This window comes from Streptococcus sp. 27098_8_70 (assembly GCF_041432215.1).
GTDB classification, from domain to species: domain Bacteria; phylum Bacillota; class Bacilli; order Lactobacillales; family Streptococcaceae; genus Streptococcus; species Streptococcus oralis_CP.
On the sequence record NZ_JAPVZD010000005.1, the window covers coordinates 23,514 to 46,324 of the forward strand.

The 22,811-nt window shown below is 41.9% G+C and carries 19 protein-coding genes; 8 read left to right on the top strand and 11 right to left on the bottom strand.

Annotated features, from left to right (window positions below):
- The first annotated feature begins 91 nt into the window (after positions 1–91).
- On the top strand, positions 92–1,348 hold the full coding sequence (tyrS, locus tag O3655_RS08065) for a tyrosine--tRNA ligase (protein ID WP_044020095.1): 1,257 nt from the start codon (positions 92–94) through the stop codon (positions 1,346–1,348).
- A gap of 77 nt (positions 1,349–1,425) precedes the next feature.
- Here the strand turns inward: tyrS and O3655_RS08070 are convergent, their stop codons facing one another.
- On the bottom strand, positions 1,426–3,486 hold the full coding sequence (locus tag O3655_RS08070) for a heavy metal translocating P-type ATPase (RefSeq protein WP_000008775.1): 2,061 nt from the start codon (positions 3,484–3,486) through the stop codon (positions 1,426–1,428).
- Position 3,487: 1 nt separating this feature from the next.
- Complete coding sequence (locus O3655_RS08075; protein ID WP_000910910.1) at positions 3,488–3,766, bottom strand: DUF6110 family protein; 279 nt, start codon at positions 3,764–3,766, stop codon at positions 3,488–3,490.
- 151 nt (positions 3,767–3,917) lie between these two features.
- Between O3655_RS08075 and O3655_RS08080 the strand changes: the two genes are divergently transcribed.
- On the top strand, positions 3,918–4,766 hold the full coding sequence (locus tag O3655_RS08080) for a putative RNA methyltransferase (RefSeq protein WP_371641292.1): 849 nt from the start codon (positions 3,918–3,920) through the stop codon (positions 4,764–4,766).
- 109 nt (positions 4,767–4,875) lie between these two features.
- On the opposite strand, the gene O3655_RS08085 is transcribed toward O3655_RS08080, so the two are convergent.
- From O3655_RS08085 to malQ, 3 genes are all read right to left on the bottom strand, one after another.
- On the bottom strand, positions 4,876–5,082 hold the full coding sequence (locus O3655_RS08085; RefSeq protein WP_033587430.1) for a hypothetical protein: 207 nt from the start codon (positions 5,080–5,082) through the stop codon (positions 4,876–4,878).
- 233 nt (positions 5,083–5,315) lie between these two features.
- On the bottom strand, positions 5,316–7,574 hold the full coding sequence (glgP, locus tag O3655_RS08090) for a glycogen/starch/alpha-glucan family phosphorylase (RefSeq protein WP_254728334.1): 2,259 nt from the start codon (positions 7,572–7,574) through the stop codon (positions 5,316–5,318).
- Positions 7,575–7,598: 24 nt separating this feature from the next.
- Positions 7,599–9,116, bottom strand: a complete 1,518-nt coding sequence (malQ, locus tag O3655_RS08095; protein WP_308697341.1) for a 4-alpha-glucanotransferase — start codon at positions 9,114–9,116, stop codon at positions 7,599–7,601.
- 474 nt (positions 9,117–9,590) lie between these two features.
- Between malQ and O3655_RS08100 the strand changes: the two genes are divergently transcribed.
- The 5 genes from O3655_RS08100 to O3655_RS08120 all read left to right on the top strand — a co-directional run bounded on the left by O3655_RS08100 (position 9,591) and on the right by O3655_RS08120 (position 15,102).
- A complete protein-coding gene (locus O3655_RS08100; RefSeq protein WP_000095458.1) occupies positions 9,591–10,862 on the top strand; it encodes an extracellular solute-binding protein in 1,272 nt (423 codons plus the stop codon).
- A gap of 126 nt (positions 10,863–10,988) precedes the next feature.
- Positions 10,989–12,281, top strand: a complete 1,293-nt coding sequence (locus O3655_RS08105) for a carbohydrate ABC transporter permease (RefSeq protein ID WP_000431414.1) — start codon at positions 10,989–10,991, stop codon at positions 12,279–12,281.
- A 1-nt stretch (position 12,282) separates the two neighbouring features.
- Entirely contained in the window at positions 12,283–13,125 is an 843-nt protein-coding gene (locus tag O3655_RS08110) for a sugar ABC transporter permease (protein ID WP_001065654.1), read from the top strand.
- 180 nt (positions 13,126–13,305) lie between these two features.
- Positions 13,306–14,106 carry a DUF1189 domain-containing protein gene (locus tag O3655_RS08115; RefSeq protein WP_095726395.1) on the top strand — a complete coding sequence of 267 codons (801 nt, stop codon included), beginning with the start codon at positions 13,306–13,308 and terminating at the stop codon, positions 14,104–14,106.
- Between the two features lie 9 nt (positions 14,107–14,115).
- Positions 14,116–15,102: a LacI family DNA-binding transcriptional regulator gene (locus tag O3655_RS08120; protein WP_001145418.1), complete on the top strand. Its 987-nt coding sequence runs from the start codon at positions 14,116–14,118 to the stop codon at positions 15,100–15,102.
- Positions 15,103–15,135: 33 nt separating this feature from the next.
- Here O3655_RS08120 and O3655_RS08125 read toward each other — a convergent pair whose 3' ends face one another.
- The 5 genes from O3655_RS08125 to hisS all read right to left on the bottom strand — a co-directional run bounded on the left by O3655_RS08125 (position 15,136) and on the right by hisS (position 20,346).
- On the bottom strand, positions 15,136–16,077 hold the full coding sequence (locus O3655_RS08125; RefSeq protein ID WP_000806295.1) for a YitT family protein: 942 nt from the start codon (positions 16,075–16,077) through the stop codon (positions 15,136–15,138).
- On the bottom strand, positions 16,055–17,818 hold the full coding sequence (gene aspS / locus O3655_RS08130; protein ID WP_308697340.1) for an aspartate--tRNA ligase: 1,764 nt from the start codon (positions 17,816–17,818) through the stop codon (positions 16,055–16,057). Before aspS ends, O3655_RS08125 begins: the two co-directional genes overlap by 23 nt.
- A 125-nt stretch (positions 17,819–17,943) precedes the next feature.
- Positions 17,944–18,186, bottom strand: coding sequence for a hypothetical protein (locus O3655_RS08135; RefSeq protein WP_049490087.1), 243 nt, complete (start codon positions 18,184–18,186; stop codon positions 17,944–17,946).
- A 17-nt stretch (positions 18,187–18,203) separates the two neighbouring features.
- Complete coding sequence (locus tag O3655_RS08140) at positions 18,204–18,845, bottom strand: CPBP family intramembrane glutamic endopeptidase (protein WP_000771207.1); 642 nt, start codon at positions 18,843–18,845, stop codon at positions 18,204–18,206.
- A gap of 220 nt (positions 18,846–19,065) precedes the next feature.
- Positions 19,066–20,346: a histidine--tRNA ligase gene (hisS, locus tag O3655_RS08145; RefSeq protein WP_049479710.1), complete on the bottom strand. Its 1,281-nt coding sequence runs from the start codon at positions 20,344–20,346 to the stop codon at positions 19,066–19,068.
- 167 nt (positions 20,347–20,513) lie between these two features.
- Between hisS and O3655_RS08150 the strand changes: the two genes are divergently transcribed.
- Positions 20,514–20,855, top strand: coding sequence for a metal-sulfur cluster assembly factor (locus tag O3655_RS08150; RefSeq protein WP_001204052.1), 342 nt, complete (start codon positions 20,514–20,516; stop codon positions 20,853–20,855).
- Between the two features lie 165 nt (positions 20,856–21,020).
- Here O3655_RS08150 and ilvD read toward each other — a convergent pair whose 3' ends face one another.
- The gene (gene ilvD / locus O3655_RS08155) at positions 21,021–22,724 is read right to left on the bottom strand and encodes a dihydroxy-acid dehydratase (protein ID WP_000137380.1); all 1,704 of its coding nucleotides are present in this window, start codon (positions 22,722–22,724) and stop codon (positions 21,021–21,023) included.
- Positions 22,725–22,811 lie beyond the last annotated feature (87 nt).

A 22,811-nucleotide genomic window follows, 5' to 3' on the forward strand; every position in this document is an offset into this window, starting at 1 on the left:
AATAGCCACTTTCTTCCCTATTCCACTAGGCTATTGTCCGAGTTTGTGATACAATAGGTAGAAACAATATTTTATAAAGGAGAAAAGACACATGCACATTTTTGATGAGCTAAAAGAGCGTGGTTTGATTTTTCAAACGACTGATGAAGAAGCTTTGCGTAAAGCCCTAGAAGAAGGTCAAGTTTCTTATTATACTGGCTACGATCCAACTGCTGATAGCCTTCACCTCGGCCACCTTGTCGCAATCTTGACCAGTCGTCGCTTGCAGTTAGCAGGTCATAAACCATATGCGCTCGTTGGCGGTGCTACAGGTCTCATCGGAGATCCGTCCTTCAAAGATGCTGAGCGTAGTCTCCAAACAAAAGACACAGTAGAGGGCTGGGTCAAGTCTATCCAAGGGCAACTTTCTCGTTTTCTTGACTTTGAAAATGGTGAAAATAAGGCTGTCATGGTCAACAACTACGACTGGTTTGGCAGTATCAGCTTCATTGACTTCCTCCGTGACGTCGGAAAATACTTCACTGTCAACTACATGATGAGTAAGGAATCTGTGAAGAAACGGATCGAGACAGGGATTTCTTACACTGAGTTTGCCTACCAAATCATGCAAGGGTACGACTTCTATGTCCTTAACCAAGACTACAATGTTACTCTGCAAATCGGTGGTTCTGACCAGTGGGGAAATATGACAGCTGGTACCGAATTGCTTCGTCGTAAGGCTGACAAGACTGGTCACGTGATCACTGTTCCACTCATCACAGACGCAACTGGTAAGAAATTTGGTAAGTCAGAAGGAAACGCAGTTTGGCTTAACCCTGAAAAGACTTCTCCATACGAAATGTACCAATTCTGGATGAACGTGATGGATGCTGACGCTGTTCGCTTCTTGAAAATCTTTACCTTCTTGTCACTCGATGAGATTGAAGACATCCGCAAAGAGTTTGAAGCGGCTCCACACGAACGCTTGGCACAAAAGGTCCTCGCTCGTGAAGTCGTGACTCTTGTTCACGGAGAAGAAGCTTACAAAGAAGCCCTTAACATCACCGAGCAACTCTTTGCTGGAAACATCAAAAACCTTTCTGTCAAAGAACTCAAACAAGGACTTCGTGGAGTGCCAAACTACCAAGTAAAAGCAGACGAAAACCACAATATCGTGGAACTCCTCGTGTCATCTGGTGTGGTGAATTCAAAACGCCAAGCCCGTGAAGACGTCCAAAACGGAGCTATCTACGTCAACGGCGACCGTATCCAAGACCTTGACTATGTCTTGAGTGACGCAGATAAGTTAGAAAACGAACTCACTGTTATCCGCCGCGGGAAGAAGAAATACTTTGTGTTGACTTACTAAATTGTTAAACATTTACCTATAAACAAAGGAGTTACCCTCGAGAAAGGTAACTCCTTTTTGCTGTGAATAGTCCCCACCTATCCCTTAATAGACAGGCTACGCAGGACTATGCGTAAGGTTGTTAGATTATGTAGGATAGAGAGGTTTGAAGGACTGAGCCAATTAAACAAGCCAAAGCCAATCAAACTACTATTTACGACAACGGTATCTTGAATATTCTTCTTGATGAGTGTTTGCAAAGATGATGATAGCCAATCCAACTCTTGGAAGAAATCCAAACGATTATCTAACAATAAGATATCGCTCATCTGCTTAGAAATATCTGCACTCTCATTCATCACCACACCGATATCTGATAGGGTTAGAGCCGCTGAGTCATTCAATCCATCTCCAACCATCAAAATCGTGTGACCTGCTTTCTGCAGTTCCTCTACTAACTCAAATTTCCCATCAGGTTTCAAGTCTGTATAGACCTGATCAAAGGGCAAATCTTTGACTAATTCCTCTGTCCTAACCAAGGTGTCCCCTGTTGCCAGAATCAATTTTTTCCCTTGTGCCTTAAGTTTCTCCAAGGCTGCTTTTGCTTCTTTTCTCAAAGGAGTATGAATGCAGAACATTCCAATCAATTCATTCTGATAAGCCAAGAATAAGAGATTGTAGTGACTCTTGTACTCTTCAATTAAAGCATTTTGTTCTGAACTGATATGAATCTGCTCATCCTGCATCAAGACATAATTCCCAATAAGAACTGGTTGGCCATCTATATGAGATTTGATCCCCTTGCTTGCAATATATTGGAGTTTCCCATGCATTTCCTCATGTTCAATTCCCTCTATCTCAGCTTGCTTGACGATGGCATTAGCAATAGGATGATAAATGTGTTCCTCAAGACAGGCACTGATTCTGAGAATATCTTCCTCACTATAGTCCCCAAAAGGTAACACCTTTTCAACTATAGGATAACTAGTTGTGATTGTTCCCGTCTTATCAAACAAGAAAGTATCAACTTCCAGATATTTCTCCAGAACATCCCCATCCTTAATCACCATTTCACGGTTCAACCCCTCCTTGATAGCTGTCAAATAAGCTACAGGAGTAGAGATTTTCAAAGCGCAGGAGAAATCGACTAATAGGAAAGAAATAGCCTTAGAAAAAGAACCTGTTAATAGGTAAGTTAGCCCAGCCCCCAAGAAATTATATTTGACGACCTTATCCGCCATCTTGATGAAATAGCGTTGTTTCGTTTTCTTGTTTTCTTCAGATTTCTTCATTAACTCAATCAGTTGTAAAATCCGGCTGTTCATCTGATTATCGGTTACACGAATGCGTAACTCTCCAGTTTCTAATACTGTATTTGCACAAACCAAATCAGACTCTCTTTTTTCAACTGGAAAACTCTCTCCCGTCAAGGAACTTTCGTTGACCATACCTAAACCTGAAACTACTTGTCCATCAAACAGAATTTCATTTCCTTGAGATAGGACCAAGACATCTCCTATTTGAACATCGGAACTCTTGATACTAACAACCGTATCGCCCTGTACTAAGAATACGTCGCTCTCTTTTGCAAGAAGGCTTTGTTCTAAATCTGTTGCAGTTTTTTTCAAAGACCACTGATCTAAATGATTCCCCAAATCAAGCATAAACATGATATTGCTAGCTGTCTTGGATTGGTTCATAAACAAGGACAATAAAATCGCCGAACAGTCCAAGACTTCCATCGTTAGTTCCTTACGCGCTAGTGTTTGATAGGCTTCTCTAATATAACCCAAAGCCTGATAACAAGTCCATATATAGCGAATAGGATACGGCACAAAACTACGAAAAAGTACACGCTTAATCGCTGCACCTGAAACAATAGAATAAGCACTCTCTTCTCTACGAATGGGAAGAGTCATCAACTCAGAAACTTTCCCTTTATCAATTCTTTTTAAAAAGGCTTCTGCATTATCTAATACAGAAAAGCCTTCTTTTATGCGTAGAGTAAAGTGCTGTTGATCCATGTAAAACTGGATAGACTCAATCCCCTTTTCATCTCTCGCCAAGGAACGAAGATAGTCTTGAATATCCAAGGTGAGTGAAAAAGAAGATGATAGTCGGATATGTTGGTATCCTCTATGTAGCACTTTAAAAGACATATTATTCTCCTATAAGGCTATCTAATTGCTCTTCTTTTTTCTCTTGCTCGTACAAATATTTGGCATCTTGCAAGACATCGTCTCCATGTTGTTTCACAACAGAAACAGATGCATCTAGCCCGTCTTTCAACTTGTAAGCCTTAGCCAAAGCTTTAGAATAACCTTTTTTAGCTTCCTTACTTGCCAAGATTTTCAAACCAAGGGTACCAAATGCGACACCACCCAAAAAGAGTGATGATTTTTTCGCAACTTTTGCAACGGTTAATACTTCTTTTAACATACTTATTTCCTCCTTATCATTATTATATAGAAATTTAGATATAAAAGCAATTTTATTCTATAAATTGGAGAATTAGTTTTATTTCTACTGAATCTCCCATCTACTTATTTCTAAAGTTGCTTTCATTTGCCTCTTTTGATACACTTAAACTATGAATACAAACCTCAAACCCAAACTTCAGCGTTTTGCTTCTGCGACTGCCTTTTCCTGCCCTATCTGCCAAGAAAATCTGGCCTTGGTAGAGTCTAGCCTCAAGTGTAGCAACCGCCATTCTTTTGATCTGGCAAAATTCGGCTATGTCAACTTGGCTCCGCAAATCAAGCAATCTGCCAACTACGACAAGGAAAACTTCCAAAACCGCCAGCAAATTCTTGAAGCTGGTTTTTATCAGGCTATTTTAGAAGGTATCTCGGACTTACTAACAACTAATCCATCCGCAAAAACAGTCTTGGATATCGGTTGTGGCGAAGGTTTCTACTCTCGTAAACTCCAAGAAAGTCACTCTGATAAAACCTTCTATGCCTTTGACATTTCAAAAGACTCGGTCCAAATCGCAGCTAAAAGTGAACTCAACTGGTCAGTTAATTGGTTTGTCGGTGACCTGGCTCGACTTCCTATAAAAGACGCCAGTATGGATATCCTGCTCGACATCTTTTCACCTGCCAACTATGGGGAATTCCGTCGCGTTTTATCCAAAGATGGCATCTTGATCAAGGTCATCCCGACTGAAAATCACCTCAAAGAAATCCGTCAAAGGGTACAAGACCAGCTGACAAACAAGGACTATTCCAACCAAGATATCAAGGAACATTTCCAGGAATACTTCAGCATCCAATCTATCCAAATAGCTTCCCTAACCAAACCCATCACAGCCGAGCAACGCCAAGCTTTACTTAGCATGATCCCCCTTCTCTTTCATGTTGACCAGACCAAAATTGACTGGAGTCAACTGACAGAGATTACCATTGAGGCAGAGATTTTGGTTGGGAAAGCACTGTAAATAAAACTTTCAGATAAGACAAAACCCGCACCTCCTCTTGAGGTGTGGGTATAAATCGCGATTTTTCAACTGTCTATCCGAAAAGTGGAAAAAATTTTAACCTCTCCATTTATTTTCGATTCGAAATAACAAATTTATCAATAAATAGCAAGTGAAATGAGGCAAGTGATGCCCCATAACAACATCCATGAAAAGAGATTTCTTGATGAGTCAGTGGAAAGGAACTACTATTACCCATATAAAGGCATGACCAAATCACAAATAGTATCCAAAATAAATCAGTCCATTTATATTTTGAAAAATATTTTTTCCACATAAGAACACCTTCTTTCCTGCAATCATATTATAACACTTCGTGTAAGCGGATACAAGAAATGTGAGGTAATCAACTAAGAAGAAGCATGAGGTTGAAAGAGAGTGTTAAACCTTCAATACGTCTATGATTTCTCTCTTTTTAGACCAGATTGATTCAAATCAACATTATTCAAAAAAAGCGAATTTCAATCGAAACTCGCTTTTTTACAAAATGTATTAGTATAAATTTGTATCTTAGTTCAAGTGCCAGATATCTTCGTTGTACTGAGCGATTGTACGGTCAGATGAGAAGAATCCTGCTTTGGCAATGTTAACGATGACTTTATCCAACCATGCGTCGCGGTCTTCGTAGTCAGCAAGCATTTGCTCTTTGACTTTAATGTAGTCTTCCAAGTCAAGGAGAGTCATGAACCAGTCTTTGTTGATCAATTCGTTGTAAAGACGTTCCAAGCGTTCTTTCTTACCTACTGCAAGAACAGCATCGCTCACAATGAAGTCAACCAAAGGTTTGATAGCTTCACGAGCATAGAATTCGCTTGATTTGTAAGCTGCTTTTGCGTAAAGGTCGATAACAGTTTCTGAATCTTCACCAAAGATATAGATGTTTTCGTCGCCAACCAACTCAGCGATTTCCACGTTAGCACCGTCCATAGTACCAAGAGTCAAAGCACCGTTCAACATGAATTTCATGTTACCAGTACCTGAAGCTTCTTTAGAAGCAAGTGAGATTTGTTCTGAGATATCACATGCTGGGATAAGGAAGCTTGCTGCAGTAACGTTGTAGTTTTCAACCATAACCACTTGCAAGTGTGGAGCTACTTCTGGATCATTTGCAATCACTTCTGACAAGCAAAGGATCAAGTGAATGATGTCTTGGGCGATTGTGTAGGCAGGAGCTGCTTTACCACCAAAGAAGACTGTGATTGGACGAGCAGGGATGTTACCAGCCTTGATATCAAGGTATTTGTGAATCACATACAAAGCGTTCATTTGTTGGCGTTTGTACTCGTGAAGACGTTTGATTTGGATATCAAAGATAGAGTTTGTATTGATTTCCACACCTTGGTGATCTTTCAAGTGACGAGCCAATTTACGTTTGTTGTGAGCCTTGATGCTTTCCAATTTTTCTTTGACAGCTGCTTTGTCTTCGTAAGACAAGAGTTTTTCAAGCTCATCTGCTTCATGGTGCCATCCCTCTCCAATAATCTCATCCAAGTAGTGAGATAGTCTTGGGTTGGCATGCATGAGCCAACGACGGAATGTGATACCGTTTGTTTTGTTGTTGAATTTTTCTGGGTAGATGTCGTAGAAAGCTTTCAACTCTGAATTCTTCAAGATCTCAGTGTGGAGTGCTGCCACCCCGTTTACGCTGTATCCATAGTGGATATCCATGTGAGCCATGTGTACACGGTCGTTTTCATCAATGATTTGAACAGCTGGGTCTTTGTATTCTGCTTTCACACGACGGTCCAATTCTTTGATGATTGGTACCAAGTGAGGAACCACTTCTTCCAAGAATTCAAGAGGCCATTTTTCAAGGGCTTCAGCAAGGATTGTGTGGTTAGTGTAGGCAGTCATGCTACGGACGATTGAGATTGCTTCATCAAGTTCGATACCACGTGCAGTCAAGAGACGAATCAATTCAGGAATCACCATTGATGGGTGAGTATCATTGATTTGTACAACTGCATAGTCCGCAAGGTCATGCAAGTTGCTTCCTTTTTCGATTGCTTCGTCGATGATCAATTGTGCACCGTTTGAAACCATGAAGTATTGTTGGAAGATACGGAGCAATTCACCTTGCTTGTCGCTGTCATCTGGGTAAAGGAAGAGAGTCAAGTTGCGAGCGATATCTGTCTTGTCAAAGTTGATACCATCTTCGATGATAGAAGAATCAACTGAATCCAAGTCAAACAAACGCAAGCGGTTTTTAGTAGCTGTCTTGTAACCAGGTACATCGATATCGTAAAGAGTAGATGTCAATGTGAAGTGTGCAAATGGCACTTGGTAGCTACGGCTTGAGCGTACCAACCAGTTTTGTTCTGTCAACCAAGCGTTAGGAATTGTTTCTTGTTGGTTGTTTTTAAGAACTTGTTGGAAAAGACCGAAGTGGTAGTTCAAACCAACACCATCACCATTCAAACCAAGTGTAGCGATTGAGTCGATAAAGCAGGCTGCCAAACGTCCCAAACCACCGTTACCAAGTGATGGTTCCAATTCTACTTCTTCGATTTCGATCAACTCTTTACCTGCAGCTGCAAGTTCTTTTTTCACATCGTCGTAAAGTCCGAGGTTAATTAAGTTGTTTGACAAGAGTTTACCGATCAAGAACTCAGCTGAGATGTAGTAAACTTTTTTCTTACCAGTGTTGACTGGTTTTTGGCTGCTAGCAAGCTTGCTGTAGTTGAGAAGAGCAAGGTAAAGCTCTTCATTGCTACATTCTGCAATAGTTTTATTGTAACGTTTTTGTACAAATTCGTTTAATGGTAACATGTTTATGTGTCTCCTGATATTGTCTTATTTCTTTAATTCTACCAAATTTTCATTGATTCGGCGATAAATTGTAGTCAAGTCAAGCAAAGTTTCTTCAACAGCTGGTGTGAGTTGGTCTGCTGTCATACGCCATGACCAGTTTCCACCAAGAGTAGATGGGAAGTTCATGCGAGCTGCCTCATCTAGCTCTAGCAAATCTTGCATAGTTGCAATAGCCATGAAGCTAACTGATGAAAATACTGTGCGAAGCATTGCGTGTGGCACTGTTTCGTACTCTTTACGGTTCGTGTAACGAGCCATGTATTCACGAGTTGGATCGTCGATCTCATTACGGTACCAACCAAGAACTGTATTGTTATCGTGTGTTCCTGTGTACATAACAGAGTTGGCAGGTGCCAAGTGTGGGCTATCGATACTTTCGTCTTCTGGGTTGAAGGCAAATTGAAGAATCTTCATTCCTGGGAAGCCAGTGCGTTCACGCAACTCGATGACTTCATCTGTCATGAAACCAAGGTCTTCTGCGATGATGTTTAGCTCACCAAGCTCTTCCTTAACGGCTGCAAAGAGTTTGTAGCCAGGACCTTTCACCCATTTACCAGGTGCTGCTGTATCGGAACCAGCAGGAATTTCCCAGTAAGATTCGAAACCGCGGAAGTGGTCGATACGAACGATATCGTAGATTTTGAAGCTTTCGCGCAAGCGTTCAATCCACCATTTGTACCCGTCTTTGTCCATTGCTTCCCAGTCATAGATTGGGTTCCCCCAAAGCTGACCAGTAGCAGAAAACTCATCTGGTGGGCATCCTGCGATGCAGGTTGCTTTACCATTTGCATCTGTCTTGAAGAGATGTGGATTTGCCCACATGTCGCTTGAATCTTCCGCAACATAGATAGGCATATCTCCAACAATCTCGATGTGGTTGTCGTTAGCGTAGGCTTTCAATTTCAACCATTGTTGGAAGAAGAAGTATTGAGTCACACGGTTGTAAACCAACTTGTCTGCCAATTTCTCACGGTAGCTTTCAAGCGCTGAAGCTTTACGAGCACGAGCATCTGCATCTGGCCATTCTGTCCAAGCAAGATTGTTAAAATGCTCTTTGATAGCCATATACTCTGCGAAGAGTTCAAGCCATGATTGGTTGTCTTGAGCAAACTTCTCAAAATCCTTGACATCCCCCACTTCCAAGAAGCGTTTCACTGCTTTTTCTAAAAGTGGACGACGTGCGTAATAAATCTTCGCATAGTCAACTTCAGATGCATCGCTACCAAAGTCAACACCTTTAAGATCACTGGATTCGAGCAAGCCTTGCTCTACCAAGATATCAAGGTCTATAAAATGCGTATTTCCAGCAAAGGCCGAGAATGATTGGTATGGAGAATCTCCATAGCTTGTTGTCCCGAGAGGGAGGATTTGCCAGTAACGTTGCTTCGTACGAACCAAGAAATCAACGAAATCATAGGCAGTCTGGCCAAATGATCCAATCCCGTATGCTCCTGGCAGAGAAGAGATGTGCATCAACACACCACTTTGACGTTTTTTCATAATAGCACCTCATGTGTTTGTTATAAAACGTTGCGCAATTAAGGCGCAAACGTTTGCGTTAATTTAAGTATAACGCATTTCAAAAACAAATGCAAGCGTTTTTAAAAAATTTTTTTGAATTATTTTAATCAAACAAAACTTGTTGCCACTGATATTTTATGAAATAAGCGAAAAAATTTTAAAGATTTTCTGATTTAAGATAATTCATTCCCAATATCTGCTCTATTTTCTGAAAAACCGAGCCGAATTTACGCAATCGTTTTCCTAATATATTTTCAATTCAAAAAAAACAAACATTTTAAGTTCTTTCCTATATATGGGCTTTAACAAATGTTTGAAACCTTAAAATTTTTTTAAAAAATTTCCTAAAAACGCTTGCAACCGTTTTCTGTTTGTGCTATACTAAGTTCGTAAAAGAAAACGTTTGCGTTTTCTCATTAAATTATTTTTGTTATTCTTTAGGAGGAATACACTATGTCATCTAAATTCATGAAGAGCGCTGCTGTGCTTGGAACTGCTACTCTTGCTAGCTTACTTTTGGTAGCTTGCGGAAGCAAAACTGCTGATAAGGCTGCTGATTCTGGTTCATCTGAAGCAAAAGAAATCACTTTCTACGTTGAAGACCAATACAAAGCCTACGCTGAAAAAGTTGCTGCAGCTTATGAAAAAGAATCAGGTACAAAAGTTAACATCAAATCAGGTGACCAACTTGGTGGACTTGACAAACTTTCACTTGACAACCAATCAGGTCAAGCTGCTGACGTTATGATGGCACCATACGACCGCGTAGGTAGCCTTGGTACTGACGGACAACTTTCAGAAGTTACTTTGAGCGATGGTGCAAAAACAGATGATAAAACTAAATCTCTTGTAACAGCTGCTGACGGTAAAGTTTACGGTGCTCCTGCCGTTATTGAGTCACTTGTTATGTACTACAACAAAGACTTGCTTAAAGAAGCTCCAAAAACTTTTGCTGAATTAGAAGAACTTGCTAAAGACAGCAAATACGCTTTCGCTGGTGAAGATGGCAAAACTACTGCATTCCTAGCTGACTGGACAAACTTCTACTACGCATACGGACTCCTTGCTGGTAACGGTGGTTACGTATTCGGACAAAACGGTAAAGACGCTAAAGACATCGGTCTTGCAAACGACGGTTCTATCACTGGTGTCAACTACGCTAAATCTTGGTACGAAAAATGGCCTAAAGGTATGCAAGATACTGAAGGTGCTGCAAACTTGATCCAAACTCAATTCCAAGAAGGTAAAACAGCTGCTATCATCGACGGTCCTTGGAAAGCTCAAGCATTCAAAGATGCTAAAGTAAACTACGGTGTTGCTACTATTCCAACTCTTCCAAATGGTAAAGAATACACACCATTCGGTGGTGGTAAAGCTTGGATCATCCCATCAAGCACTAAGAACCTTGAAGCTGCACAAAAATTTGTAGACTTCCTTGTTTCAACTGAACAACAAAAAGCATTCTACGATGCAACTAACGAAATCCCAGCTAACACTGAAGCTCGTTCATACGCTGAAGGTAAAAACGATGAGTTGACAACAGCTGTTATCAAACAGTTCAAGAACGCTCAACCAATGCCAAACATTTCTCAAATGTCTGCAGTTTGGGATCCAGCTAAAACAATGCTCTTTGACGCTGTAAGTGGTAAAAAAGATGCTAAGACAGCTGCTAACGATGCTGTAACATTGATCAAAGAAACAATCAAACAAAAATTTGGTGAATAATTGAATTCGTTACAAGGGGGGAGAATACAAATCCCCCTTTGATTTTATAAATTTACGAATGATTGCAGTTGCCTATCTAGTGATTGGAGACAAACTTCAATCTCGTATCCTATGAAAGGAGTATTCATGGAAAACCAACAACCTAGCAAAGCAGCCTTGCTTTCAGTGATTCCTGGGTTAGGACAGATTTACAATAAACAAAAGGCCAAAGGTTTTATCTTCCTTGGTGTAACTATCGTATTTGTTCTTTATTTCCTAGCACTTGCTGCGCCGGAATTGCACAATTTGATCACTCTTGGTGACAAGCCAGGTCGTGATAATTCCCTCTTTATGCTGATTCGTGGTGCCTTCCATTTAATCTTTGTAGTCGTTTATGTGCTCTTTTATTTCTCAAATATTAAAGATGCACATACAATCGCAAAACGTATTAACAATGGAATTCCTGTCCCACGTACTTTTAAAGATATGATCAAAGGTATTTATGAGAATGGTTTCCCTTACCTCTTGATCATCCCATCTTACGTCGCTATGACATTTGCGATTATCTTCCCAGTTATCGTAACCTTGATGATTGCCTTTACCAACTATGACTTCCAACACTTGCCACCAAACAAATTGTTGGACTGGGTTGGTTTGACTAACTTTACAAACATCTGGAGCTTAAGTACCTTCCGTTCAGCCTTCGGTGCGGTTCTTTCTTGGACCATCATCTGGGCCTTGTCTGCTTCTACTTTGCAGATTGTGATTGGTATCTTCACCGCTATCATTGCTAACCAACCATTTATCAAAGGAAAACGTATCTTTGGTGTTATTTTCCTTCTTCCTTGGGCTGTTCCAGCCTTCATCACTATCTTGACATTCTCAAACATGTTTAACGATAGTGTCGGAGCGATCAACACTCAAGTATTGCCTATCTTGGCTAAGGTTCTTCCTTTCCTTGACGGTGCTCTTATCCCTTGGAAAACAGACCCAACTTGGACCAAGATTGCCTTGATTATGATGCAAGGTTGGCTAGGATTCCCATACATCTACGTTTTGACTTTGGGTATCTTGCAGTCAATTCCTAACGACCTCTACGAAGCGGCTTATATCGATGGTGCCAATGCTTGGCAAAAATTCCGCAACATCACTTTCCCTATGATTTTGGCTGTTGCAGCACCAACATTGATCAGCCAATACACCTTCAACTTTAACAACTTCTCTATCATGTACCTCTTCAACGGCGGAGGTCCTGGTAGCGTTGGTGGTGGAGCCGGTTCAACTGATATCTTGATCTCATGGATTTATCGTTTGACAACAGGTACATCTCCTCAATACTCTATGGCGGCAGCTGTTACCTTGATCATCTCTATCATTGTCATCTCTATCTCTATGATCGCATTCAAGAAACTACACGCATTTGATATGGAGGACGTCTAAGATGAATAACTCAATCAAACTCAAACGTAGACTGACTCAAACCCTCACTTACCTCTACTTGATTGGTCTTTCAATCGTGATTATCTATCCACTTTTGATTACTATTATGTCAGCCTTCAAGACTGGTAACGTCGTAGCTTTTAAACTAGATGCTAACGTCGACTTTAGCTTTGCCAACTTCCAAGGGCTCTTCACTGAAACCTTGTACGGCACTTGGTACCTCAACACTTTGATTATCGCTTTGATTACAATGGCTGTTCAAACAAGTATCATCGTACTTGCTGGTTACGCCTACAGCCGTTACAACTTCTTGGCTCGTAAACAAAGTTTGGTCTTCTTCTTGATCATCCAAATGGTGCCAACTATGGCCGCTTTGACAGCCTTCTTCGTTATGGCCCTTATGTTGAACGCCCTTAACCATAGCTGGTTCCTCATCTTCCTATATGTCGGTGGTGGTATCCCAATGAACGCTTGGTTGATGAAAGGTTACTTCGACACAGTACCAATGTCTCTTGATGAATCAGCAAAACTAGATGGTGCAGGACACTTCCGTCGCTTCTGGCAAATTGTTCTCCCACTCGTTCGTCCAATGGTTGCAGTACAAGCGCTCTGGGCCTTCATGGGACCTTTCGGAGACTATATCCTCTCTAGTTTCTTGCTTCGTGAGAAAGAATACTTTACAGTTGCCGTTGGTCTACAGACCTTTGTCAGCAATGTGAAAAACTTGAAGATTGCCTACTTCTCAGCAGGTGCTATCCTCATCGCCCTTCCAATCTGTATTCTCTTCTTCTTCCTACAAAAGAACTTTGTTTCAGGACTTACAAGTGGTGGCGACAAGGGATAATTTATCCCCGCCACCCTTTTTCATTTTGATCTTGTTTCTAAAGTTGAAAGATTAGACACAAGACTGCAAATAGTAGCAAAATCAGCTTTTCAGTAAGCAATTTATCTACTAGACTTGAAATAAAGCACATTTCTCTATATAATAATACTCATATAGAAAACACCTTTTAGAAAGATACAAATGCTTCCATATCCATTTTCATATTTTTCAAGTATTTGGGGATTTCGTAAGCCCCTATCAAAACGTTTCGGTCTCAACTGGTTTCAGCTTCTCTTTACGAGCATTTTCCTCATCAGTTTGTCTATGGTTCCGATTGCCATTCAAAACAGCTCACAGGAAACGTATCCACTGGATACCTTTATCGATAATGTCTATACTCCACTGACAGATGAAGCCATCATGGACTTGTCAGAGAATGCACAAATCGTAGATGGAAAGCTGAACTACTCAGGTACGAAGAATCAGCAGCCTTCTCTTTTGATTGGCCCGAGCCAAAGCAAGGAATTGCCAAAGGACTTGCAACTTCATTTTGATACCGAAGAACTCGTCATCAGTAAGGAAAGTAAGGAACTAACTCGCATTCGCTACCACGCGATTCAAACGGAGAGTTTCCAGAGCAAGGAAGATTTAACCCAAGCCATTTCTAAAGATTGGTACCAACAAAATCGGGTCTATATCAGTCTCTTTCTCGTTCTTGGTGCAAGCTTCCTCTTTGGATTGAATTTCTTCATTGTCTCTCTTGGAGCTAGTCTTCTCCTTTATATCACCAAAAAATCACGCCTCTTTTCATTTAGGACTTTTAAAGAGTGCTACCATTTTATCTTGAACTGTTTAGGATTACCCACTCTGATTACGCTTATTTTGGGACTTTTTGGCCAAAATATGTCAACCCTTATCACTGTACAAAACATTCTTTTTGTTCTTTATCTGGTCACTATTTTTTACAAGACACATTTCCGTGATCCAGATTACCATAAATAGGAGATTTTTATGCCCGTGACGATTAAAGATGTGGCTAAGGCAGCAGGTGTCTCACCTTCCACTGTTACCCGCGTCATTCAAAATAAATCAACGATTAGTGATGAAACCAAAAAACGAGTTCGCAAGGCGATGAAGGAGCTCAACTACCACCCCAATCTCAATGCTCGTAGCTTGGTAAGTAGCTATACTCAAGTTATCGGCCTAGTGCTCCCTGACGACTCGGATGCCTTTTACCAAAATCCTTTCTTCCCATCTGTTCTACGAGGGATCGCCCAAGTGGCATCTGAGAACCACTATGCTATTCAGATTGCAACGGGGAAAGATGCAAAAGAGCGGCTCAAAGCTATTTCCCAGATGGTCTATGGTAAGCGTGTAGATGGTTTGATTTTCCTCTATGCCCAAGAAGAAGATCCTTTGGTTAAGCTAGTAGCAGATGAGCAATTTCCTTTCCTTATCTTAGGTAAATCTCTATCTCCCTTCATTCCGCTCGTCGATAATGACAATGTCCAGGCAGGTTTTGATGCAACAGAATATTTCATCAAAAAAGGATGCAAGCGAATTGCCTTCATCGGAGGAACCAAAAAACTTTTCGTAACACAAGATCGTCTAATGGGTTATGAGTTAGCTCTTAAACAATACCAACTTCCTATTGATCCAAATCTGACCTACTTTGCGACCGAATTTCTTGAAGATAATGGTTATCGCTTTAGTAAACTTCTCTTCGAGCATGATCCAAATATTGATGCTATTATTACTATTGATAGCCTTCTTGCTGCAGGGGTCTGTGATTACATCGCAAAACACCAACTGGATGTCCCTGTCCTCAGCTTTGACTCGGTCAACCCTAAACTGAACTTGGCAGCCTATGTGGATATCAATAGCTTAGAACTCGGGCGCGTTTCCTTTGAAACCATTCTCCAGATCATCAACGATGCTAAAAACAATAAACAGATTTGTTACCGCCAGTTGATTGGACACAAAATTATCGAAAAATAAAGACCAGCCCCAAGGCTGGTCTTTTGAGTATTATTAATTGTCTGTTTCTACGAATCGTCCGAGGATGTGGACATTTTCGGATACAGAGACAAAGGCTGTCGGATCGACCTGTTTCATGATGTGTTTAAAATCATTAAACTCTGCTCGTGTGATAACCGTAATCAAGACTGCTTTTCTCTCATGATTATAGGTTCCTTCTGCATCGTGGATCATGGTTGCTCCACGGTGCAATTTTTTATGGATTTTTGCGATTACCTTGTCAGGATTATTGGTCACAATCATGGCCTGCATACGTTTTTGCTTGGTAAAGACCGCATCTGTCACACGACTGGAGACAAAGATGGTAATCATAGAGTAGAGGGCGTATTTCCAACCAAAGGTCAAACCTGCTATCAGCATAATCGTCCCATTCACTAAGAAAGAAATACTACCGACATTTCTCCCTGTTTTCTTTCGAATGGTCAGACTAACGATATCTGTACCTCCGCTAGAAATATTGTTACGGAGCGCAAAACCAATCCCCAAGCCCATGACAACACCCCCAAAAAGGGCATTGATGATGGGATCCTCTGTCAAGGTCATAACTGGTACAATCTGGATAAAGAGGGAACTCATGGATACTGTGATGAAGGTAAAGATTGTAAACTTATGCCCAATCTGATACCAAGCTAAAATCATCAACGGAAAATTGATAGCATAAAAGGTTAGCGATATCGGAATATAAAAACCAAACCAGTGATTACTCAAGGCAGAGATAATCTGTGCCAGACCCGTCGCGCCACTGGAGTAAACGTGTCCTGGTTGAAAAAAGAAATTGACTGCTACTGCTGACAAAAAGCCATAAACCAGAGAAGCCGATACTTTCTCATCATATTTTTCCCGAGAGATACTTTGTAAAACTCGTAAGATTTTTATCTGATAAGCAAAGCGGCGCAGATAATAGCGCCACCGCTTAATTCGTTTTGCTTGTTTCATCTTCTTCTACTTGTAAGCTGAGTTCCTCTAGTTGTTTGAGAGCGACTGTTGATGGAGCTTGTGTCATTGGGTCGGTTGCCTTATTGTTCTTAGGAAAGGCAATGACTTCACGGATATTCTCTTCTCCTGCTAAGAGCATCACAAAACGGTCAAGACCGATCGCCAAACCACCGTGTGGTGGGAAACCATAGTCCATGGCTTCAAGAAGGAAGCCAAACTGGTCATTGGCTTCTTCAGATGAGAAACCAAGAGCCTTAAACATGCGTTCTTGAAGGTCTTTTTGGTTGATACGAAGGCTACCACCACCAAGTTCATAACCGTTCAAAACGATATCGTAAGCAATGGCACGAACCTTAGCCAAATCACCTTCTAATTCGTGAGCTGTTTCTTCCTGTGGAAGAGTGAACGGATGGTGGGCGCTCATGTAGCGACCTTCTTCTTCAGACCATTCAAACATTGGCCAGTCAACTACCCAAAGGAAGTTGAACTTATCATTATCAATCAAGCCCAGCTCTTTGGCAATACGTCCACGAAGGGCGCCTAGTGTTGCATTGGCTACCTCAAGCGTATCCGCCACAAAGAGAACCAAGTCCTTATCTTCAAGACCAAGTGCTGCAGTCAATTCTGCTTGGATACCAGTTAAGAACTTGGCAACTGGTCCATTTAATTCTCCATCAACCACTTTGACCCAAGCAAGACCTTTGGCACCATATTGTTTGGCTACTTCAGTCATCTTGTCAATGTCTTTACGTGAGTAGTTGTCTGCAGCTCCTTTGACTACAATGGCTTTAACGGCAGGTGCTTCTGAAAAGACTTTGAAATCAACACCTCTAACCACTTCTGTCAAGTCCTGAAGCAACATATCAAAACGAGTATCAGGTTTGTCAGAACCGTAAAGAGCCATCGCGTCATCATACTTCATACGAGGAAATGGAAGCGTTACTTCGATGCCTTTGGTTTCTTTCATCACGCGCGCAATCAAGCCTTCTGTGATATCTTGGATCTCTTGCTCCGTAAGGAAAGACGTTTCCAAGTCGACCTGAGTAAACTCAGGCTGACGGTCACCACGCAAATCCTCGTCACGGAAACATTTAACGATTTGGTAGTAACGGTCAAACCCAGCATTCATCAAAAGCTGTTTAGTGATTTGTGGGCTCTGAGGAAGAGCGTAGAAATGCCCTTTATTGACACGAGATGGCACCAAATAGTCACGCGCTCCTTCTGGTGTTGACTTCGAAAGGAATGGCGTCTCCACATCGATAAACTCCAACTCATCCAAGTAGTTACGGATAGAGTGAGTCACCTTAGCACGAAGCTTAAGGTTTTCTAGCATTTCTGGACGACGAAGGTCAAGGTAACGGTAACGCAAACGTGTATCGTCATTGGCCTCAATCCCATCTTTAATCTCAAAAGGTGTTGTTTTGGCTGTATTAAGCACTGCCAAAGCTGTCACGTTCAACTCAACTGCACCAGTCGGCAATTTATCATTAGCTTGCTCACGCGCAGCGACTTGTCCAGTCACCTCGATGACAAACTCACTACGAAGGCTTTCAGCTGTTGCCATGACCTCTGCAGAGACTTTTTCAGGGTTGATAACCAACTGCATGATTCCTTCACGGTCACGAAGGTCGATAAAGATCAAACCACCTAGGTCACGACGACGACCAACCCATCCTTTCAAGGTCATTTCTTGTCCGATGTGTTCCTCACGAACACGACCAGCATACATACTACGTTTCATGTTTTCTCTCCTCTTTTATTCTGTTACTATTTTACCATAAAAGCGCAGGCTCTTCATGAAAATCAGCAGAAAAGTTTGATTGTCTTTAGAATCAAAACGAACAGACAAAAAATCCGATGAAAACGTCATCGGATTCTCTGATTATAATTCTTAACCTTTTTACGCTTTTCAGCAATCTCAGCTGCCTTTTTAGGTAGAACAATCTCCGTCGCATAAGCCGAAGCAAAACGCAAGACTCCTGCAATAGGCGCAAAGACAACTGCTAGATAGTTGTAAAAGAAGTCGCCTTTAAAGGCATAGGCAAGTGCCCCGATGATAAAGAAGAGAACGACCGCCTGTATCACTGCTAATAAAATTATTCGTTTCATGTGACCTCCTGACTCTATTATAGCATGAGTATCATCAAAAAGCCGATTAAATTATTCAAAGCGTGGAGAGAAATGCTATAAAGAAGACCTTTTCGGCTCACATAAGCCAGTCCCAAACTCAATCCCAGACTAGCATAAACTAAAAACTGTTGCAAAGTTCCTGGAAAATGAATCAAGGCAAAAAGCACACTCGATACGAGGAGAAACAGAGCTGTCTGTTTTCCGTTGTTCTGCTTAGGAAAGAGATAGCGCGCCAGCATCCCTCTAAAGATGAGTTCTTCCGTCAGAGGAGCAAAGACCACTACCATAAAGAAACCAAAGACAGGCTGAGCAACTGTCAGTTGTGATACGATTTGTTGATTGACTGACGGATCTTCTGGCAAAAAGAACTGGGCTGTAATCGCCACTAGCAAAACCAGAGTAGGCAACCAGATATAACGATTAAAAGCTGTTGTCTGGATGCTAACCTTTTCTGTCTGATACCATATGTAAACTCCATAAACATAGGCCCCTGACAGGGCGACATAAAGTGGCAAGACTCCAAAGATTGAAGCCCCTAGGTCAAGCGCCGATAAAGCCATACTCTGAACCAGACCATAGCCAAAGTAAAAGGATAGAATAGCTAGAAGAAACCAGCCAAGATTTTTAAGTAATTTCATAAAAGACTCCTATTTGAAATGAAGACTTAGCATTGTTATTCACATCATCTTGATAAAAATGTGGAATACAGTCGCAACTAAAAGGGCTAATAAGAGAATTCCTCTTGCAAAAATAGAAACGGTAGTAATGGTTTTATAAAGATATTTTTAAGCAAGCAAAAGCAATGTTGATCCTAGGAAAAAGAGAGTCAGGATATATTCCTGACCGGTTTTTCTACTATTAAAAGCCTAATTTTTCAAAGATTTCTGAGAAATTTTGATTGATAGCATCAAGTGACACTTGAACTTCTTCTCGTGTTTGGTTGTTCTTAACCGTCACTTGTCCGCTTTCGACTTCGCTCTCCCCTAGCGTGATGAGAGTCTTAGCCGCAAAGACATCGGCTGACTTGAACTGAGCTTTAAGCTTCCGGTTGAGGTAGTCACGCTCTGCTTTGAATCCTTGTTGGCGAAGGGCTTGTACCAATTCCAAGGCCTTAACATTTGCTCCTTCACCCAAGACTGCGATATAAACATCTAGAGCGTTTTCGATAGGGAGGGCCACACCTTGCTTTTCAAGAATGAGAAGCAGGCGCTCTACACCAAGGCCAAATCCAAATCCAGCAGTTTCAGGACCACCAAAGTAGGCAACCAAACCATCGTAGCGACCACCCGCACAGACCGTCAAGTCATTGCCCTCAATCTCAGTAATGAACTCGAAAATCGTGTGGTTGTAATAGTCCAGACCGCGCACCATATTGGTATCGATGATATAGTCTACACCCAGATTTTCCAACATCTGACGGACGGCATCAAAATGAGCTTGGCTTTCCTCATCAAGGAAATCCAAGATAGACGGTGCATTTTCTACTGCCACCTTGTCTTCTTTTTCCTTAGAGTCCAAGACACGGAGAGGATTTTCCTCCAAACGACGTTGGCTATCCTTAGACAAGGTCTCCTTGATCGGTGTCAAATAATCAATCAAGGCTTGACGGTAAGCCGCACGACTCTCAGGATTTCCAAGAGTGTTAAGATGCAATTTGACACCTTGGATGCCGATTTCTTTCAAGAAATGAGCTGCCATAGCGATGGTTTCCACATCGGTAGCTGGATTGCTAGAGCCAAAACACTCAACACCAATCTGGTGGAATTGGCGTAAACGCCCTGCCTGTGGACGCTCATAACGGAACATAGGGCCCATGTAATAGAACTTACTTGGCTTTTGCACTTCTGGTGCGAAGAGTTTATTTTCCACATAAGAGCGGACAACGGGCGCAGTTCCTTCTGGACGGAGGGTAATATGGCGGTCACCCTTGTCATAAAAATCGTACATTTCCTTGATAACGATATCCGTTGTATCTCCGACAGAGCGGCTGATGACCTCGTAATGCTCAAAAATAGGCGTGCGCACTTCCGCATAGTTATAGCGCTTGAAAATTTCACGGGCAAAGCCCTCAACATACTGCCACTTGGCAGACTCAGCAGGTAAAATATCCTGCGTTCCTTTTGGTTTTTGTAATTTCATAGGGAATCCTCTTTAAACTTAATAGTCTTATTTTACCATAAATAGAGGGATTAAAACAGTGAGAGGAGAAAATCTCAAGAGAGTCTTTTCAGAAAATTCATCAAAAACTTGCCAAATTGTCAGAATTATGAGAAAATAGAGGATATTTATCACGTGGAGGGACTGTTATGAGAGACGATATCAAAATCAATGACCGCGCTTTGGCCTTACAAGACCAAATTATCGAAAAACTAGAGAAGGTTTTTGATACAGATGTGGAATTGGATGTGTACAATCTGGGCTTGATTTATGAAATTAATCTGGATGAAACAGGTCTCTGTAAGATTGTCATGACCTTTACCGACACTGCCTGCGATTGCGCCGAAAGCCTGCCTATCGAAATCGTGGCCGGTCTGAAACAAATCGAGGGTATCGAAGATGTCAAGGTTGAAGTTACCTGGTCGCCTGCCTGGAAGATCACACGAATCAGTCGCTACGGCCGTATTGCCCTTGGACTGCCACCTCGTTAAGCAGGCAAATCACTTTTGAAGATAAAAAGAAGCAAGCCGAAGATGGCTTGCTTTTTGATACTCAATGAAAATCAAAGAGCAAACTAGGAAACTAGCCGCAGGCTGTACTTGAGTACGGCAAGGCGATGTTGATGTGGTTTGAAGAGATTTTCGAAGAGTATGAGTTTACTTTTTACCTGACTTGTCCATATTCCAGAAGTCTGTCACGGCTCCGCGTGAAGCAGATGATACGATATGGGCATATTTACCGAGAACACCACGGCTGTAAAGAGGTGGCAATGTTGTTTCTGCCTTGCGTTTTTCAAGTTCTTCTTCTGATACGGCCATGGAAATTTCTTTGGTATCTTGGTCAACCGTAACGATATCACCTGTACGGAGGTAAGCAATCGGTCCACCATCCTGAGCTTCAGGAGCGATATGTCCGACAACCAGACCATAAGTACCACCAGAGAAGCGTCCATCCGTCAAGAGGGCAACCTTGTCTCCTTGACCTTTACCAACGATCATGGATGAAAGGGATAGCATCTCAGGCATACCAGGACCACCCTTAGGCCCAACGAAACGGACAACAACTACATCGCCATCAACGATTTCATCTGTCAGAACAGCCTGGATAGCATCTTCTTCTGAGTCAAAGACCTTAGCTGGTCCAACGTGGCGACGCACTTTCACACCTGATACTTTAGCAACCGCACCATCAGGGGCAAGGTTCCCATTCAAGATGATAAGCGGACCGTCTGCACGTTTTGGATTTTCAAGTGGCATAATGACTTTTTGGCCTGGTGTAAGGTCTGCAAAGTCAGCCAAGTTTTCAGCGACTGTCTTACCAGTACATGTGATGCGGTCGCCATGAAGGAAACCATTTGCCAAGAGGTATTTCATAACCGCAGGGACACCACCGACTTCGTAGAGGTCTTGAAAGACATACTGACCAGATGGTTTCAAGTCAGCCAAGTGAGGCACGCGCTCTTGGATCGTATTGAAGTCCTCAAGTGACAAGTCAACATTAGCCGCATGGGCAATGGCAAGCAAGTGAAGAGTGGCATTTGTAGAACCACCGAGAGCCATAGTTACAGTGATGGCATCTTCAAAAGCTTCACGAGTCAAGATATCTGATGGTTTGAGACCAAGCTCCAGCATCTTGACAACAGCACGTCCTGCTGCTTCGATATCTTCTTTCTTGTCAGCTGATTCAGCTGGATGAGATGAAGATCCTGGCAAACTCATACCGAGAACTTCGATAGCAGTTGCCATGGTATTAGCTGTATACATACCACCACAGCCACCAGGGCCAGGGCAGGCATTACATTCGAGACGTTTCACGTCCTCAGCTGTCATGTCACCATGGTTCCATTTTCCGATACCCTCAAAGACAGAAACCAAGTCAATGTCTTTGCCATCAAGATTTCCCGGTGCAATAGTACCACCATAGGCGAAAATAGCTGGAATATCCATATTGGCAATGGCAATCATAGAACCAGGCATGTTCTTGTCACAGCCACCGATAGCGACAAAGGCATCCACGTTGTGACCACCCATCGCAGCCTCAATAGAGTCCGCGATGATGTCACGAGATGTTAGAGAGAAACGCATACCAGGCGTTCCCATGGCGATCCCGTCTGCTACGGTAATGGTTCCAAACTGAACAGGCCAAGCGCCCGCAGATTTGACACCTTCTTTAGCCAATTTCCCAAAATCATGCAAGTGAATGTTACATGGTGTATTTTCCGCCCAAGTTGAAATCACTCCCACAATCGGTGTTTCAAAGTCCTTATCTGTCATTCCAGTGGCACGAAGCATGGCACGGTTTGGTGATTTCACCATACTGTCATAAACGCTACTGCGGTGACGTGTATCTAATTCTGTCATTTGTTCCCTCCCATTTCAGTTTTTACCATTATAGCACAATTTCCGCATGAAGAACAGAATAAAATTCTTGAATTTTCAGAAAATTTC

Coding starts and splice junctions, on each gene's coding strand:
- tyrS (WP_044020095.1), top strand. CDS start 92: ATGCACATTTTTGATGAGCTAAAAGAGCGTGGTTTGATTTTTCAAACG.
- O3655_RS08070 (WP_000008775.1), bottom strand. CDS start 3,486: ATGTCTTTTAAAGTGCTACATAGAGGATACCAACATATCCGACTATCA.
- O3655_RS08075 (WP_000910910.1), bottom strand. CDS start 3,766: ATGTTAAAAGAAGTATTAACCGTTGCAAAAGTTGCGAAAAAATCATCA.
- O3655_RS08080 (WP_371641292.1), top strand. CDS start 3,918: ATGAATACAAACCTCAAACCCAAACTTCAGCGTTTTGCTTCTGCGACT.
- O3655_RS08085 (WP_033587430.1), bottom strand. CDS start 5,082: ATGTGGAAAAAATATTTTTCAAAATATAAATGGACTGATTTATTTTGG.
- glgP (WP_254728334.1), bottom strand. CDS start 7,574: ATGTTACCATTAAACGAATTTGTACAAAAACGTTACAATAAAACTATT.
- malQ (WP_308697341.1), bottom strand. CDS start 9,116: ATGAAAAAACGTCAAAGTGGTGTGTTGATGCACATCTCTTCTCTGCCA.
- O3655_RS08100 (WP_000095458.1), top strand. CDS start 9,591: ATGTCATCTAAATTCATGAAGAGCGCTGCTGTGCTTGGAACTGCTACT.
- O3655_RS08105 (WP_000431414.1), top strand. CDS start 10,989: ATGGAAAACCAACAACCTAGCAAAGCAGCCTTGCTTTCAGTGATTCCT.
- O3655_RS08110 (WP_001065654.1), top strand. CDS start 12,283: ATGAATAACTCAATCAAACTCAAACGTAGACTGACTCAAACCCTCACT.
- O3655_RS08115 (WP_095726395.1), top strand. CDS start 13,306: ATGCTTCCATATCCATTTTCATATTTTTCAAGTATTTGGGGATTTCGT.
- O3655_RS08120 (WP_001145418.1), top strand. CDS start 14,116: ATGCCCGTGACGATTAAAGATGTGGCTAAGGCAGCAGGTGTCTCACCT.
- O3655_RS08125 (WP_000806295.1), bottom strand. CDS start 16,077: ATGAAACAAGCAAAACGAATTAAGCGGTGGCGCTATTATCTGCGCCGC.
- aspS (WP_308697340.1), bottom strand. CDS start 17,818: ATGAAACGTAGTATGTATGCTGGTCGTGTTCGTGAGGAACACATCGGA.
- O3655_RS08135 (WP_049490087.1), bottom strand. CDS start 18,186: ATGAAACGAATAATTTTATTAGCAGTGATACAGGCGGTCGTTCTCTTC.
- O3655_RS08140 (WP_000771207.1), bottom strand. CDS start 18,845: ATGAAATTACTTAAAAATCTTGGCTGGTTTCTTCTAGCTATTCTATCC.
- hisS (WP_049479710.1), bottom strand. CDS start 20,346: ATGAAATTACAAAAACCAAAAGGAACGCAGGATATTTTACCTGCTGAG.
- O3655_RS08150 (WP_001204052.1), top strand. CDS start 20,514: ATGAGAGACGATATCAAAATCAATGACCGCGCTTTGGCCTTACAAGAC.
- ilvD (WP_000137380.1), bottom strand. CDS start 22,724: ATGACAGAATTAGATACACGTCACCGCAGTAGCGTTTATGACAGTATG.